Here is a 14,491-nt window from a genome sequence, read left to right as displayed (position 1 = left end):
CCGACGCCGGGACGCACATCACAAACACCGGGGGCTGGCGCGCTCGTTACCCACCGGTTAAGCTCATACGAGCGAGTTACCCACTCGCACCCCCGTTCGCGACGGCCTGGTGACGCAGTCGCCGCGACGGAGTCGGTTCGGTACGTCAGGTACCGCTTCGCACGACCCGGCCACGGGACAGGGCCGGTCGGTCATCACCGTTCCCCGGACGTGTGCACGTCCGCTGCGACGGCCCCGGGCGTGTGCGCTCGCAGCCCGGCGACACCCGCACCCAGCAGTCCTCTTCACGCACCCCGGTGCGTCCGGACCCGTCCCTCGGGACCGCCGGACGCACCCGGGGCGGCTTCCAGTCGTCACCCTCATTCCTGGAGTCCCTCCATGGCCACTCCCCTGTCCCCCGCCCCTCTCTCCGACCTGCGGACGATCGCCGTCGTCGGTCTCGGCACCATGGGCACCGGCATCGCCGAGGTCCTGGCCAAGGCCGGCCGCACGGTGATCGGCATCGACGTCAGCGAGGCCCAGGCCGCGCGGTCGCTCGCCGCCCTCGAGGCCGCCACCGCCCGCGCCGTGGAGCGCGGCCGGCTCACCGGCCGGGAGCGCACCGACGTCCTCGCCCGGGTCAGCGTCTCCACCGACCTCACGGCGGCGGCCGACGCCGACCTGGTCATCGAGGTGGCGCCGGAGTCGTACGAGATCAAGCAGCAGATCTTCCGGGAACTGGACGCCGTCGTGCGGCCCGGGACGATCCTGGCGACCGGCACCAACGCGCTGTCCGTCACCCGGCTCGCCGCCGAGTCGGCGCGCCCCGAGCGGGTGCTCGGCCTGCACTTCTTCAACCCGGCGCCCGCGATGAAGCTGGTCGAGGTCGTCTCCTCGGTGCTGACCGCCCCCGCCGCCGTCGCCGCGGTCACCGACCTCGCCCTGGACCTGGGCAAGGAGCCGGTGGCGGTCGGCGACCGCCCCGGTTTCGTCGCGGACGGGCTGCTGTTCGGCTACCTCAACCAGGCCGCCGCGATGTACGAGGCGAAGTACGCCTCCCGCGAGGACATCGACGCCGCGATGCGGCTCGGCTGCGGTCTGCCGATGGGTCCGCTCGCGCTGCTCGACCTGATCGGCGTCGACACCGCGCGGACGGTGCTGGAGGCCATGTACGCCGAGTCCCGCGACCGGCTGCACGCCCCCGCGCCGATCCTCAAGCAGCTCGGTGAGGCGGGCCTGACCGGCCGCAAGTCGGGCCGCGGCTTCTACACCTACGACGCCCCCGGCGGCGCGACCGTCGTGCCGGACGCCCTGACGCCCGTCGCCGACGGGTCGGGCACCCCCGGCCGCGCGGTGCGCGCCGTCGGTGTCGCCGGCTCGGGCACGATGGCCTCCGGCATCGCCGAGGTGTTCGCGAAGGCGGGCTACGACGTCGTCCTGGCCGCCCGCAGCGAGGAGAAGGCACGGACGGCGAAGGCCCGGATCGGCACGTCCCTGGCGCGTTCGGTGGACAAGGGCCGGCTCACCGCCGAGGCCGCCGCGCAGACGCTGGAGCGGATCACCCCGGCCGGCTCCTACGACGCCTTCGCCGACGTCGACCTGGCCGTCGAGGCGGTCGCCGAGGACCTGGACGTCAAGCGGCAGCTGTTCGCCGCGCTGGACAAGGTGTGCAGGCCGGGCGCGGTGCTGGCCACGACCACCTCCTCGCTGCCGGTCGTCGCGCTGGCCCGCGCCACCTCGCGTCCGCAGGACGTGATCGGCATGCACTTCTTCAACCCGGCGCCCGCGATGAAGCTGGTCGAGGTCGTCCGCACGGTGCTGACGGCCGAGGACGTGCACGCGACGGTCCACGAGGTCTGCGGCAGGATCAGGAAGCACGCCGTGGACTGCGGCGACCGGGCGGGCTTCATCGTGAACGCCCTGCTGTTCCCGTACCTCAACAACGCGATCAAGATGGTGCAGGAGCACTACGCCTCGCTCGACGACATCGACGCGGCGATGAAGCTGGGCGGCGGCTACCCGATGGGCCCCTTCGAGCTGCTGGACGTCGTCGGACTGGACGTCTCGCTGGCGATCGAGAAGGTCCTGCACCGCGAGTTCCGCGACCCGGGACTGGCCCCGGCGCCGCTCCTGGAGCACCTGGTGGCCGCGGGCTGCCTCGGCCGCAAGACGGGCCGTGGCTTCCGCGAACATGCCCGCCGCTGACGGCGTCGGCGACCCGTTCAGGGCCGGTGAGGACTGGGGCGGACTGCTCGGACCTGCGGCCCCTCCCCCGCCCGCGTGGGGCGGGGGAAGGGCCGGACGGGCGCACCGAGCTGCGCACATGCAGTACGTTCAGGGCATGTCCCAGTCCGCCAGGTCCTCACGTACACCAGTCACGCCCGACGCGCCGGAGAGCACCGCCGGCTCCCGCGCGGCGGCCCAGCGGCTCAAGATGCGCCGCGAACTGGCGGCTGCCGCGATGGAGCTGTTCGCGACCAAGGGGTACGAGGCCACCACCGTCGACGAGATCGCGGCCGCGGCCGGGGTCGCCCGCCGGACGTTCTTCCGTCACTTCCGCTCCAAGGAAGAGGCGATCTTCCCCGATCACGACGACACCCTGATCCGCGCCGAGGCGGTGCTGAACGCGGCTCCCGCGCACGAGCACCCGCTCGACACGGTGTGCCGCGGCATCAAGGAAGTGATGAGGATGTACGCGGCCCGGCCGGAGATCTCGGTCGCCCGCTACAAGCTCACCCGCGAGGTGCCCACCCTGCGCGAGGCGGAGATCGCCTCGGTGGCGCGCTACGAGCGTCTCTTCACCCGTTACCTGCTGGGCCACTTCGACGAGCACGCCCACGACGACGACGCCAACGACGACCCGCTGCTGGCCGAGGTCGCCGCCTCCGCGGTGGTCACCGCCCACAACCACGTCCTGCGGCGCTGGCTGCGGGCCGGCGGCCAGGGCGACGTGGAGGCCCAGCTCGACCACGCCTTCGGGATCGTGCGGAAGACGTTCGGCACCGGCATCGGCGCCGGGCGCGGCACCGCCGGGACGCGTCCGGCCGCCGCGGCGGTCTCCGGGCAGGGCGAGGTCCTGGTGACGGTCGCCCGCACCGACGCCCCGCTGCACGAGGTCATGCGGACCATCGAGCAGGCCCTCAAGGAGCGCTGAGCCACCCCTCACACGCCCCGTACCGGCTCCTCGGGAGTCCTCGACAAGTCGCCGAAGAGCCCCTGACGCTGTGACGACGGCCACCCCACCGGGTGGCCGTTTTGGCATGTCAGAGCCCCTTTTCCCGCGGATTTCCGCGCCCGTTCGATCGATCATCGCTCATTTGTCACGTAAAGATTTCATCTGAGACGAAGTTCTGGCACTCAGTGCCTTGCGGGGTGGCACACCGTGTCATACGTTGAAGGTGTCCGGGCGGCCGGCGTGCAGAGACCTTTCGTACGTCGGCTGTCCCCGCAAGCTCCTCCCCAGGCGTCCCAAAGGCGCAGGGGAACCCGGCTCGCGCGCCCGGACGCCTGCGTCACAGGCAACCTCCCGCGCCACAAAGCGCCGCCGCACCACCCGCCGAACCGACGGCACACCCCCACCCACCCTCAGCAGCACCGACGTAACCATCGGCGCCCCTCCCTCAGGGCGCTCACCGCCGGAGGCAACACCGTGACCGTGAAGGACATCCTGGACGCGATCCAGTCGCCGGACTCCACCCCGGACGACTTCGCCGCCCTGCCGCTCCCCGAGTCGTACCGCGCGATCACCGTGCACAAGGACGAGACGGAGATGTTCGCGGGCCTCGCGACCCGCGACAAGGACCCGCGCAAGTCGATCCACCTCGACGACGTGCCGCTGCCCGAACTCGGCCCGGGCGAGGCCCTGGTGGCCGTCATGGCCTCCTCCGTCAACTACAACTCGGTGTGGACCTCGATCTTCGAGCCGCTGTCCACCTTCGGGTTCCTGGAGCGCTACGGCCGCACCAACGACCTCGCCAAGCGGCACGACCTGCCGTACCACATCATCGGCTCCGACCTCGCGGGCGTCGTGCTGCGCACCGGCCCGGGCGTGAACGCCTGGAAGCCCGGCGACGAGGTCGTCGCGCACTGCCTGTCGGTCGAGCTGGAGTCCAGCGACGGCCACAACGACACGATGCTCGACCCCGAGCAGCGCATCTGGGGCTTCGAGACCAACTTCGGCGGCCTCGCCGAGATCGCGCTGGTCAAGTCCAACCAGCTGATGCCCAAGCCGGACCACCTCAGCTGGGAGGAGGCCGCCGCCCCGGGCCTGGTCAACTCCACCGCCTACCGGCAGCTCGTCTCGCGCAACGGCGCCGGCATGAAGCAGGGAGACAACGTCCTGATCTGGGGCGCCAGCGGCGGACTCGGCTCCTACGCCACGCAGTTCGCGCTGGCCGGCGGCGCCAACCCGATCTGTGTGGTGAGCAGCCCCCAGAAGGCGGACATCTGCCGGGCGATGGGCGCCGAGGCGATCATCGACCGCAACGCCGAGGACTACCGGTTCTGGAAGGACGAGCACACCCAGGACCCCAAGGAGTGGAAGCGCTTCGGCAAGCGCATCCGCGAGCTGACCGGCGGCGAGGACATCGACATCGTCTTCGAGCACCCCGGCCGCGAGACCTTCGGCGCGAGCGTCTACGTCACCCGCAAGGGCGGCACCATCACCACCTGCGCCTCCACCTCGGGCTACCTGCACGAGTACGACAACCGCTACCTGTGGATGTCGCTGAAGCGGATCATCGGCTCGCACTTCGCGAACTACCGCGAGGCCTGGGAGGCCAACCGCCTCATCGCCAAGGGCAGGATCCACCCGACCCTGTCGAAGGTCTACTCCCTGGAGGAGACCGGCCAGGCCGCCCACGACGTGCACCGCAACCTCCACCAGGGCAAGGTCGGCGTGCTGTGCCTGGCCCCCGAGGAGGGCCTGGGCGTGCGCGACGCGGAGAAGCGCGCCCGGCACATCGACGCCATCAACCGCTTCCGGAACATCTGAGAGGCGTCGTATGAGCGAGCGTCAGAAGGACCGGCCGTGGTTGATGCGGACCTACGCCGGCCACTCCACGGCAGAGGCGTCCAACGAGCTGTACCGGCGCAACCTCGCCAAGGGCCAGACGGGCCTGTCGGTGGCGTTCGACCTGCCGACGCAGACCGGCTACGACTCCGACCACGTCCTCGCCCGCGGCGAGGTCGGCCGGGTCGGCGTGCCGGTGGCCCACCTCGGTGACATGCGCCGGCTGTTCCAGGACATCCCCCTGGAGCAGATGAACACCTCGATGACCATCAACGCCACCGCCATGTGGCTGCTGGCGCTCTACCAGGTCGTCGCCGAGGAGCAGGGCGCGGACCTCACCCGGCTCCAGGGCACGACCCAGAACGACATCGTCAAGGAGTACCTGTCCCGCGGGACCCACGTGTTCCCGCCGGGGCCGAGCCTGCGCCTGACGACCGACATGATCGCGTACACGGTCTCCCACCTGCCGAAGTGGAACCCGATCAACATCTGCAGCTACCACCTGCAGGAGGCGGGCGCCACGCCGGTCCAGGAGATCGCGTACGCGATGTCGACGGCGATCGCCGTGCTGGACGCGGTCCGCGACAGCGGCCAGGTGCCGCGGGAGCGCATGGGCGACGTCGTCGGCCGCATCTCCTTCTTCGTCAACGCGGGCGTCCGCTTCGTCGAGGAGATGTGCAAGATGCGTGCCTTCGGACGCATCTGGGACCGCGTCACACGCGAGCGGTACGGCATCGAGGACCCCAGGCACCGCCGCTTCCGCTACGGCGTCCAGGTCAACTCCCTCGGACTGACCGAGGCGCAGCCGGAGAACAACGTCCAGCGGATCGTGCTGGAGATGCTGGCCGTGACCCTGTCCAAGGACGCACGCGCGCGTGCCGTGCAGCTGCCGGCCTGGAACGAGGCGCTGGGCCTGCCCCGGCCCTGGGACCAGCAGTGGTCGCTGCGCATGCAGCAGGTGCTGGCCTACGAGAGCGACCTGCTGGAGTACGACGACATCTTCGAGGGCTCGAAGGTGGTCGAGGCGAAGGTGGAACAGCTGGTCGCGGACTCGTTCGCGGAGATGGAACGGATCGAGGAGATGGGCGGCGCGATGGCCGCCGTCGAGTCCGGCTACCTCAAGTCGCAGCTGGTGTCCTCGCACGCCGAGCGCCGGGGCCGCATCGAGTCCGGCCAGGAGAAGATCGTCGGCGTCAACGTCTTCGAGACGACCGAGCCGAACCCGCTGACCGCCGACCTCGACACGGCGATCCAGACGGTCGACCCGGCGGTCGAGGCCCAGGTGATCGCCTCCCTCCAGCACTGGCGCGACACCCGCTACCAGCCGCCCTTCAACCACCCGCGCCCCTGCAAGGCGCTGGAGAAGCTCAAGGAGGCCGCCAAGGGCACCGCCAACCTCATGGAGGCCACCCTGGAGTGCGCCCGCGCCGGTGTCACGACCGGCGAGTGGGCCGGGGCGCTGCGCGAGGTGTTCGGCGAGTTCCGCGCCCCGACGGGTGTCTCCTCCGCGCCCGTGGCGATCCCCGCCGAGGCCGGCTCGGCTCTGTCCGGGGTGCGCCGCGCGGTGGAGCTGACGGCCAAGGACCTCGGCGTCGGCAAGCTGCGCTTCCTGGTCGGCAAGCCGGGCCTGGACGGACACTCCAACGGCGCCGAGCAGATCGCCGTGCGCGCGCGGGACGCCGGCTTCGAGGTGGTCTACCAGGGCATCCGGCTGACGCCCGAGCAGATCGTGGACGCGGCCGTCGCCGAGGACGTGCACGCGGTCGGCCTGTCGATCCTGTCCGGATCGCACGCCCAGCTGGTGCCCGACGTCCTCGAACGGCTGCGTGTGGCCGGTGCCACAGACATCCCGGTGATCGCCGGTGGCATCATCCCGAATGGAGACGCCGAACAGCTCAGGGCTGCCGGCGTGGCCGCGGTCTTCACCCCGAAGGACTTCGACATCACCGGAATCATCGGCCGCATCGTCGACGAGATCCGGAAAGCGAACAAGCTCGACCCCCTGGAGGTCCCCGCATGACTGTCAACCGTCTTCGTCCGCGGCGCTCCTGCCTGGCCGTTCCGGGCAGCAACCCGCGCTTCCTGGAGAAGGCGCAGGGCCTCCCGGCGGACCAGGTCTTCCTCGACCTGGAGGACGCGTGCGCCCCGCTCGCCAAGCCCGAGGCGCGGCACACCATCGTCAAGTTCCTGAACGAGGGCGACTGGACGGGCAAGACGAGGGTCGTGCGTGTCAACGACTGGACGACCGAGTGGACGTACCGCGACGTCGTCACGGTCGTCGAGGGCGCCGGTCCGAACCTCGACTGCATCATGCTGCCGAAGGTGCAGAACGCCCAGCAGGTCGTGGCGCTGGACCTCCTCCTCACCCAGATCGAGAAGACGATGGGCTTCGAGGTCGGCCGCATCGGCATCGAGGCGCAGATCGAGAACGCCCAGGGCCTCAACAACGTCAACGAGATCGCGCAGGCCTCCCCGCGCATCGAGACGATCATCTTCGGCCCGGCCGACTTCATGGCGTCGATCAACATGAAGTCGCTGGTCGTGGGCGAGCAGCCGCCCGGCTACCCGGCGGACGCCTACCACTACATCCTGATGAAGATCCTGATGGCCGCGCGCGCCAACGACCTCCAGGCGATCGACGGCCCCTACCTCCAGATCCGCAACGTCGACGGCTACCGCGAGGTCGCCCGGCGCGCCGCCGCGCTCGGCTTCGACGGCAAGTGGGTGCTGCACCCGGGCCAGGTCGAGGCGTCCAACGAGATCTTCTCGCCGTCCCAGGAGGACTACGACCACGCCGAGCTGATCCTGGACGCGTACGCCTACTACACGTCCGAGGCGGGCGGCCGGAAGGGCTCCGCGATGCTCGGCGACGAGATGATCGACGAGGCCAGCCGCAAGATGGCGCTGGTCGTCTCGGGCAAGGGCCGCGCGGCCGGCATGAAGCGCACCACCACGTTCGAGATCCCGGAGGCCTGAGCGCGATGCAGTTCGGACGGACCTACGAGGAGTTCGAGGTCGGCGCGGTCTACAAGCACTGGCCCGGCAAGACGGTCACCGAGTACGACGACCACCTGTTCTGCCTCCTCACCATGAACCACCACCCGCTCCACATGGACAGCAACTACGCGGAGCGCACGACCGACTTCGGCAGGAACGTCGTCGTCGGGAACTACGTCTACTCCCTGCTGCTCGGCATGTCCGTGCCGGACGTCTCCGGCAAGGCGATCGCCAACCTGGAGGTCGAGTCGCTGCGGCACGTGGCGCCGACCTTCCACGGCGACACGATCTACGGCGAGACGACCGTGCTCGACAAGTGGCCCTCGAAGTCGAAGGACGACCGCGGGATCGTCCACGTCGAGACCAAGGGCTACAAGCAGGACGGCACGCTGGTGTGCGTCTTCCGCCGCAAGGTGATGGTGCCGACCGAGACGTACATCAAGGAGCGCGGCGGCGAGCAGCCCGGCCGCCCGGAGCTGAACGACCCTTCGGAAAAGACGGAGAAGTAGCCATGGCGCGACTCGCCCAGACCGCCGGTCTGACCGACGTCCAGCAGGAGATCCTCGCGACCGTCCGCGACTTCGTGGACAAGGAGATCATCCCGGTCGCCACCGAGCTGGAGCACCGCGACGAGTACCCGCAGGCGATCGTCGACGGCCTGAGGGAACTGGGACTGTTCGGCCTGATGATCCCCGAGGAGTACGGGGGCCTGGGCGAGTCGCTCCTCACCTACGCCCTGTGCGTCGAGGAGATCGCCCGCGGCTGGATGTCGGTCTCCGGCATCATCAACACGCACTTCATCGTGGCGTACATGCTCAAGCAGCACGGCACCCCGGAGCAGAAGGACCACTTCCTGCCGCGCATGGCGGCCGGCGACATCCGGGGCGCGTTCTCGATGTCGGAGCCCGCTCTCGGCTCGGACGTGTCCGCGATCACGTCGAAGGCGGTGAAGGACGGCGACGAGTACGTCCTCACCGGCCAGAAGATGTGGCTGACGAACGGCGGCACGTCGTCGCTGGTGGCCGTTCTGGTCCGAAGTGACGAAGGACACCCCGAGGGCACGGCGCCCCACAAGTCGATGACGACCTTCCTGATCGAGAAGGAGCCCGGCTTCGGCGAGGTCCGCCCCGGCCTGACCGTCCCGGGCAAGATCGACAAGATGGGCTACAAGGGGGTGGACACCACCGAGCTCGTCATGGACGGCCTGCGGCTTCCCGCCGACCGGGTGCTCGGCGGGGTCACCGGCCGCGGTTTCTACCAGATGATGGACGGCGTGGAGGTCGGCCGCGTCAACGTCGCCGCGCGTGGCTGCGGCGTCGCCCAGCGTGCCTTCGAGCTGGGTGTGGGCTACGCCCAACAGCGGCACACCTTCGGCAAGCCGATCGCCCAGCACCAGGCCATCCAGTTCAAACTGGCCGAAATGGCTACCAAGGTCGAGGCCGCCCATGCCATGATGGTGAATGCCGCACGCAAAAAGGACTCCGGGGAGCGAAACGACCTCGAAGCGGGGATGGCGAAGTACCTCGCCTCCGAGTACTGCAAGGAGGTCGTGGAGGACGCCTTCCGGATCCACGGCGGCTACGGCTTCTCCAAGGAGTACGAGATCGAGCGCCTCTACCGGGAGGCCCCGATGCTGCTCATCGGTGAAGGAACGGCCGAGATCCAGAAGATGATCATCGGTCGCCGACTGCTCGAAGAGTATCGATTCCAGGGCTAGATGTCCGGTTGGGGGTGTTTTCTTCGAGAAGAAGATCACACCCCGTCAACCGTCCCACGCCGTCGACTCGGCTTCCTGGCTTACCCAGTTACGGCCCCGAACCGCTACGATCGCGGGAAAGCCGCCGTCCCCCTGTCGAAGCGCGGCATCATTCGCTACGAAGGTCATCCATGCCCCACAGCCAAACCTCTGCACCTCGCGACAGCCTGGCCGGCGTACGCCTTGCGCGCGGAGCATCGCCGTGGCTCCTCCCGACCGTCGCCACCGCCGCCGTCAGCCTGGTCCGCGCCCGCCGCTCGGGTGTCGCCAAGGCCGTCGCCGTGCCCGCCACCGCTCTCGCGGCGGGCATGCTGTGGTTCTTCCGCGACCCCGAGCGCGAGATCGCGCCCGGCAGGGTCATCTCCCCCGCCGACGGTGTGGTGCAGAGCATCATGCCGTGGAAGGACGGACGGACCCGGGTCGCGATCTTCATGAGCCCGCTCAACGTCCACGTCAACCGCGCCCCGCTGGCCGGCACGGTGACGTCGGTCGAGCACATCCCGGGTGGGTTCGTGCCGGCCTTCAACAAGGAGAGCGAGAACAACGAGCGCGTCGTCTGGCACTTCGACACCGAGCTCGGTGACATCGAGATGATCCAGATCGCCGGCGCCGTCGCCCGTCGCATCGTCCCCTACATCCCCGAGGGCACGAAGGTCGAGCAGGGCGAGCGGATCGGCCTGATCCGCTTCGGCTCCCGCGTCGACATCTACCTCCCCGAGGGCGTGGATATCGCGGTCGAGGTGGGGCAGAAGACCGTGGCGGGGGTGACTCGCATTGACCGTGATTGACCCACAGACCCAGGGGGGCTGGGTGCCCGAGGCCGACGAGGTGGACGAAGAGGAGGAGATGCCCCTCTCCCTCCGCCTGTCGATAGCCGACACCCTCACCCTCGGCAACGCCACGTGCGGATTCATGGCGGTGTACTTCACCACCACCGGCATCCTCATCCCGCACCTCACCGACAGCCAGGAATCCGGCATGGCCCGCAACAGCGCGGCCACGGCGGTCATCCTGATGCTCTGCGCGGCGGTCTTCGACCTGTTCGACGGCCTGGTGGCGCGCAAGCTGCGCTCGTCGCCGATGGGCGCGGAGCTGGACAACCTCTCCGACCTGATCAGCTTCGGCCTGGCGCCGGCGTACTTCGTCCTCGTCTACGGCATGGTGGCGGACGACGCCTACCAGCGCGTGGCCGCGGTCGGGGCGATCGTCGTCCTGCTGGCGGTGGTGCTGAGACTCGCGCGGTTCTCCTGCGTGACGCCGACGAACGGCATGTTCCAGGGCATGCCGTCACCGTTCGGCGCGCTGACGGTCGTCTCGATCGTGCTGCTGGAGCTGCCCTTCGTGGCGACGCTCCTCGCCATTCTGGGCACCGCCTGGCTGATGGTGAGCCGGGTCGAGTACCCGAAGCCGCGGGGCCGTCTGGCCGGCGCGATGCTCGGCTGGATCGTGCTGTCGATGGGTCTGCTGACCGCCTGGGCCTTCGACGCCCCCGGCGGCCAGCTGCTGCTCCAGACGGGCTGTGCGCTGCAGCTGGTCATGGGCGCGGTCATCCCGCTGTTCGCCACGGCCCGCCGGGTGAACAACTTCCGCGGCAACCGGCGCGAGGCGCGGGCGGCACAGCTGCCGTAGCGCTCCTTCCCCACCGAACGGGTGTGGCCCGGACCTCCGAGGTCCGGGCCACACCCGTTTCGCGTCCCGCGCGCGAGGGCGGATCAGGTCAGGAAGTCCCGGCCGATGCGCTCCGCGACCCGTTCGAGGATCGGGCCGGCCTGCGCGATGCACCGGGCGACGTCCGGCTCGGCGTCCGTGAGGGGGTAGGCCCGCCGGATGCCGGCCCGGCCCAGCGCCTCAGGCGGCAGCGTCAGGCGGCCGCACACCGCGACGACCTCCTTGCCGGCCGCGCGGGCCGCCGCGGCGACCCCGGCGGGCGCCTTGCCGTGCAGGGTCTGCTCGTCGAGGGACCCCTCACCGGTGATCACCAGCTCGGCCCGCTCCAGCGCCGGCGCGAACCCCAGCACGTCGAGCATGACGTCGATGCCGGCCCGGAAGCGGGCGCCCAGCAGCAGGGCGCCGTACCCGATGCCGCCCGCGGCGCCCGCCCCCGGCGCGGCGGCGTGCTCGGCGGCGCGTGGTCCGACCGCGGTCTCCAGCACCTTGGCGTAGTGCGCGAGCGCCGAGTCCAGCTCCGCCACGTCGTCCGGCGAGGCGCCCTTCTGCGGGCCGTAGACCGCCGGGGCTCCCTTCGGGCCGGTCAGCGGGTTGTCGACGTCGCTGGCCAGGACGAGCTCCACGGAGGCCAGGCGCGGGTCGAGGCCGGAGAGGTCCGCGGTCGCCAGGTCCGCGAGACCGCCGCCGCCCGGGGTGACGGGCTCGCCGTCCGCGGTCAGGAAGCGGGCGCCCAGCGCGGACAGCATGCCCGCGCCGCCGTCCGTGGTGGCGCTGCCGCCGACCCCGAACACGATCGTGCGCACCCCCGCGTCCAGCGCGGCCCGCAGCAGCTCGCCCGAGCCGTACGTGGAGGCCGTCAGCGGGGCGAACACGCCGGCCGGCAGCCGTTGCAGTCCGCTCGCCTCGGCCATCTCCACCACGGCGGTGTCGCCGCGCAGCGCGAACGCGGCGGTGACCTCCTGCCCGAGGGGGCCCGCGACCCGTACCTCCCGGCGTTCGAACCCGGCCGCGACCGCCGCGGCGACCGTGCCGTCGCCGCCGTCGGCGACCGGCAGGGCCTCGACCTCGACCTCCGGCAGGGCCCGGCGCAGTCCGGCCGTCACCCGCTCGGCGACCTCCACGGCCGTCAGCGAGCCCTTGAACTTGTCCGCGGCCACGAGCACCCTGCGGGTGCCCCGCGCTCCAGCGTCCGCCACTTCCATCCCCTTGCTCTCCGGGCCCGCGCACATCGGGGCCAGTCGCGCCGCTGTGACCTTAACCGGCGGACGCCCCCGCCGTCATGCCCTGTCCGGGCCGTGAACAGCCACGACGCGACCGCCCGCGGCCCCTCCCCCGCGGGCGGCGACCACGGACCGGCGGCGCATGGGGGGGCGCGTGCGGGCGCGGCAGCGGGTACACCGAAGACATGACCGCTGTGGACAACGGACCCGCACTCGCCGACCGCGTGCTCGGGGGCTGGCTGGGCCGCGTCGCCGGGAACATGCTGGGCAAGCCGGTGGAGCAGGGCGACCTGTGGACGCGCGACCGCATCGACCGCTACCTGCGGCGGGCGGACGCCCTGCCGCTCACCGACTACCTGCCCGAACCGCCCCCCGGGTACGACGGGCCGCCGCTGCGCCCCGAGTGGCGCGAGTGCGTCCGCGGCCGCGTCCACGGCAGCTGCCGCGACGACGACGTCGACTACGCCGTCCTCGGCCTGGACCTGCTGGAGACCCGCGGCTTCGGCTTCAGCACCGAGCAGGTCGGCGACCTGTGGCTGCTGCGGCTGCCGTACCTCCAGACGTTCACCGCGGAGCGCGCGGCCTACCGCAATCTCGCGAACGGGCTGAAGCCTCCGCTGACGGCGACGTACGACAACCCGTACCAGGAGTGGATCGGTGCCCTGATCCGCGCCGACGTCCACGGGTGGACCAGTCCCGGTCTGCCCCGGCGCGCCGCCGCGCTGGCCCGCCGGGACGCGGTGCTGTCGCACACCGGCAACGGGGTCTACGGCGCGATGTGGGCGGCGGCGCTGGTGTCGGCCGCGTTCACCGCGCCGTCGGTGCGGCACGCCGTGGACGAGGCGCTGGCGGTGATCCCGGCGGGCAGCCGCCTCGCCCGGACCGTGCGCCGGGTCGTCTCCCTCCACGACGCCCGCCTGGGCTGGGAGGACACGCTCGACACGGTGGCGGCGGAGACGGCGGGCCTGGGCTGGATCCACACGGTCCCCAACGCCGCCGTCCTCACCGCCGGGCTGCTGTACGGCGACGGGGACTTCACCCGCACCGTCGCACTCACCGTGCGCGGCGGCCTGGACACCGACTCCAACGGCGCGACGGCCGGTTCCGTGGCCGGGGTGCTGACCGGTGCCGCCGCGATCCCCGCCCAGTGGACGGAGCCGCTGGAGGACACCGTGCGCAGTGCCGTGTTCGGCTTCGACGGGGTGCGCATCAGCGAGCTCGCGGAGCGCACCCTGCGGCTGGTGGGGGCGGACGTCCCGTGAACGGGCCGCCTCCGCGCGCGGTGCCGACGGGCGCGGAGGCGGACACCCTGCTGGGTACCCTTCGGGGATGACCACCACCGACTTCGCCACGTACCTCGCCTCGCTGCCCCGCGTCCTGGCCGGCGCCGCCACGCTCTTCCGCGACGCGCGGGGGCGGGTGCTGCTGGTGGAGCCCAACTACCGCGCCGGGTGGGTGCTCCCGGGCGGCACGATCGAGTCGGACGACGGTGAGACCCCGCGCCAGGGCGCGCGCCGCGAGACGCTGGAGGAGATCGGCCTCGACCGCGAGCCGGGGCGGCTGCTCGCCGTGGACTGGGCGCAGTCCCCGAAACGGCCGCCGGTGGTGGCGTACGTGTACGACGGCGGGGTCCTCGACGAGGAGGACCTCAAGGCGATCCGCATCCAGGAGGAGGAGCTGCTGTCCTGGCGGCTGGTGCCGCGCGAGGAGATCACCGACCACCTCCTGGGCTCCCTGGGCCACCGGGTGCTGGCCGCGCTGGACGTCCTGGCCGACGGCTCGGGGCCGGCGGAGCTGGAGAACGGCCGACGGGTGGTGTGACGGGCTCGGGCGGCCCCACGGGGTGTCCGCCGGGCCGCT

12 protein-coding genes are annotated in these 14,491 nt (G+C 71.2%); 11 read left to right on the top strand and 1 reads right to left on the bottom strand.

Translation table 11 applies throughout. The annotated features are described in order from the left end of the window. Positions 1 to 378: 378 nt before the first annotated feature. The 9 genes from ACZ5FU_RS07575 to pssA all read left to right on the top strand — a co-directional run bounded on the left by ACZ5FU_RS07575 (position 379) and on the right by pssA (position 11,372). Positions 379 to 2,184 (top strand): 3-hydroxyacyl-CoA dehydrogenase family protein, encoded by a 1,806-nt coding sequence (locus ACZ5FU_RS07575; RefSeq protein ID WP_451527258.1) that lies wholly within the window; start codon positions 379 to 381, stop codon positions 2,182 to 2,184. Between the two features lie 136 nt (positions 2,185 to 2,320). Beyond that, the gene (locus ACZ5FU_RS07570) at positions 2,321 to 3,133 is read left to right on the top strand and encodes a TetR family transcriptional regulator (protein ID WP_451527257.1); all 813 of its coding nucleotides are present in this window, start codon (positions 2,321 to 2,323) and stop codon (positions 3,131 to 3,133) included. Between the two features lie 495 nt (positions 3,134 to 3,628). Further along, positions 3,629 to 4,972: a crotonyl-CoA carboxylase/reductase gene (gene ccrA, locus ACZ5FU_RS07565; RefSeq protein ID WP_451527256.1), complete on the top strand. Its 1,344-nt coding sequence runs from the start codon at positions 3,629 to 3,631 to the stop codon at positions 4,970 to 4,972. A 10-nt stretch (positions 4,973 to 4,982) separates the two neighbouring features. Beyond that, positions 4,983 to 7,010, top strand: coding sequence for a protein meaA (locus tag ACZ5FU_RS07560; protein WP_451527255.1), 2,028 nt, complete (start codon positions 4,983 to 4,985; stop codon positions 7,008 to 7,010). Beyond that, the gene (locus tag ACZ5FU_RS07555) at positions 7,007 to 7,966 is read left to right on the top strand and encodes an HpcH/HpaI aldolase/citrate lyase family protein (RefSeq protein ID WP_451776783.1); all 960 of its coding nucleotides are present in this window, start codon (positions 7,007 to 7,009) and stop codon (positions 7,964 to 7,966) included. Before ACZ5FU_RS07560 ends, ACZ5FU_RS07555 begins: the two co-directional genes overlap by 4 nt. A gap of 5 nt (positions 7,967 to 7,971) precedes the next feature. Then, positions 7,972 to 8,496 carry a MaoC family dehydratase gene (locus tag ACZ5FU_RS07550; protein WP_451776786.1) on the top strand — a complete coding sequence of 175 codons (525 nt, stop codon included), beginning with the start codon at positions 7,972 to 7,974 and terminating at the stop codon, positions 8,494 to 8,496. A 2-nt stretch (positions 8,497 to 8,498) separates the two neighbouring features. Continuing rightward, on the top strand, positions 8,499 to 9,704 hold the full coding sequence (locus ACZ5FU_RS07545; protein ID WP_468834445.1) for an acyl-CoA dehydrogenase family protein: 1,206 nt from the start codon (positions 8,499 to 8,501) through the stop codon (positions 9,702 to 9,704). A gap of 170 nt (positions 9,705 to 9,874) precedes the next feature. After that, positions 9,875 to 10,531: a phosphatidylserine decarboxylase gene (locus ACZ5FU_RS07540; RefSeq protein ID WP_451527251.1), complete on the top strand. Its 657-nt coding sequence runs from the start codon at positions 9,875 to 9,877 to the stop codon at positions 10,529 to 10,531. Between the two features lie 22 nt (positions 10,532 to 10,553). Beyond that, on the top strand, positions 10,554 to 11,372 hold the full coding sequence (gene pssA, locus ACZ5FU_RS07535; protein ID WP_398095973.1) for a CDP-diacylglycerol--serine O-phosphatidyltransferase: 819 nt from the start codon (positions 10,554 to 10,556) through the stop codon (positions 11,370 to 11,372). A gap of 83 nt (positions 11,373 to 11,455) precedes the next feature. Here pssA and ACZ5FU_RS07530 read toward each other — a convergent pair whose 3' ends face one another. After that, a complete protein-coding gene (locus tag ACZ5FU_RS07530) occupies positions 11,456 to 12,574 on the bottom strand; it encodes a glycerate kinase (protein ID WP_451776994.1) in 1,119 nt (372 codons plus the stop codon). Between the two features lie 242 nt (positions 12,575 to 12,816). Between ACZ5FU_RS07530 and ACZ5FU_RS07525 the strand changes: the two genes are divergently transcribed. Together ACZ5FU_RS07525 and ACZ5FU_RS07520 are read left to right on the top strand one after the other, a co-directional pair. After that, positions 12,817 to 13,893: an ADP-ribosylglycohydrolase family protein gene (locus ACZ5FU_RS07525; RefSeq protein WP_451776791.1), complete on the top strand. Its 1,077-nt coding sequence runs from the start codon at positions 12,817 to 12,819 to the stop codon at positions 13,891 to 13,893. 67 nt (positions 13,894 to 13,960) lie between these two features. After that, positions 13,961 to 14,452, top strand: coding sequence for an NUDIX domain-containing protein (locus ACZ5FU_RS07520; RefSeq protein ID WP_451527249.1), 492 nt, complete (start codon positions 13,961 to 13,963; stop codon positions 14,450 to 14,452). Positions 14,453 to 14,491 lie beyond the last annotated feature (39 nt).

It is taken from the genome of Streptomyces sp. NPDC031554, assembly GCF_055580685.1.
The sequence above is the reverse complement of the archived record's forward strand: the minus strand, read 5'-3'. Positions and strand labels throughout refer to the sequence as shown.

Excerpts from the sequence above, each read along its gene's own strand:
- ACZ5FU_RS07560 (WP_451527255.1), top strand. The coding sequence starts at position 4,983 with ATGAGCGAGCGTCAGAAGGACCGGCCGTGGTTGATGCGGACCTACGCC.
- ACZ5FU_RS07525 (WP_451776791.1), top strand. The coding sequence starts at position 12,817 with ATGACCGCTGTGGACAACGGACCCGCACTCGCCGACCGCGTGCTCGGG.
- ACZ5FU_RS07540 (WP_451527251.1), top strand. The coding sequence starts at position 9,875 with ATGCCCCACAGCCAAACCTCTGCACCTCGCGACAGCCTGGCCGGCGTA.
- ACZ5FU_RS07555 (WP_451776783.1), top strand. The coding sequence starts at position 7,007 with ATGACTGTCAACCGTCTTCGTCCGCGGCGCTCCTGCCTGGCCGTTCCG.
- ACZ5FU_RS07550 (WP_451776786.1), top strand. The coding sequence starts at position 7,972 with ATGCAGTTCGGACGGACCTACGAGGAGTTCGAGGTCGGCGCGGTCTAC.
- ACZ5FU_RS07545 (WP_468834445.1), top strand. The coding sequence starts at position 8,499 with ATGGCGCGACTCGCCCAGACCGCCGGTCTGACCGACGTCCAGCAGGAG.
- ACZ5FU_RS07520 (WP_451527249.1), top strand. The coding sequence starts at position 13,961 with ATGACCACCACCGACTTCGCCACGTACCTCGCCTCGCTGCCCCGCGTC.
- ACZ5FU_RS07575 (WP_451527258.1), top strand. The coding sequence starts at position 379 with ATGGCCACTCCCCTGTCCCCCGCCCCTCTCTCCGACCTGCGGACGATC.
- ACZ5FU_RS07570 (WP_451527257.1), top strand. The coding sequence starts at position 2,321 with ATGTCCCAGTCCGCCAGGTCCTCACGTACACCAGTCACGCCCGACGCG.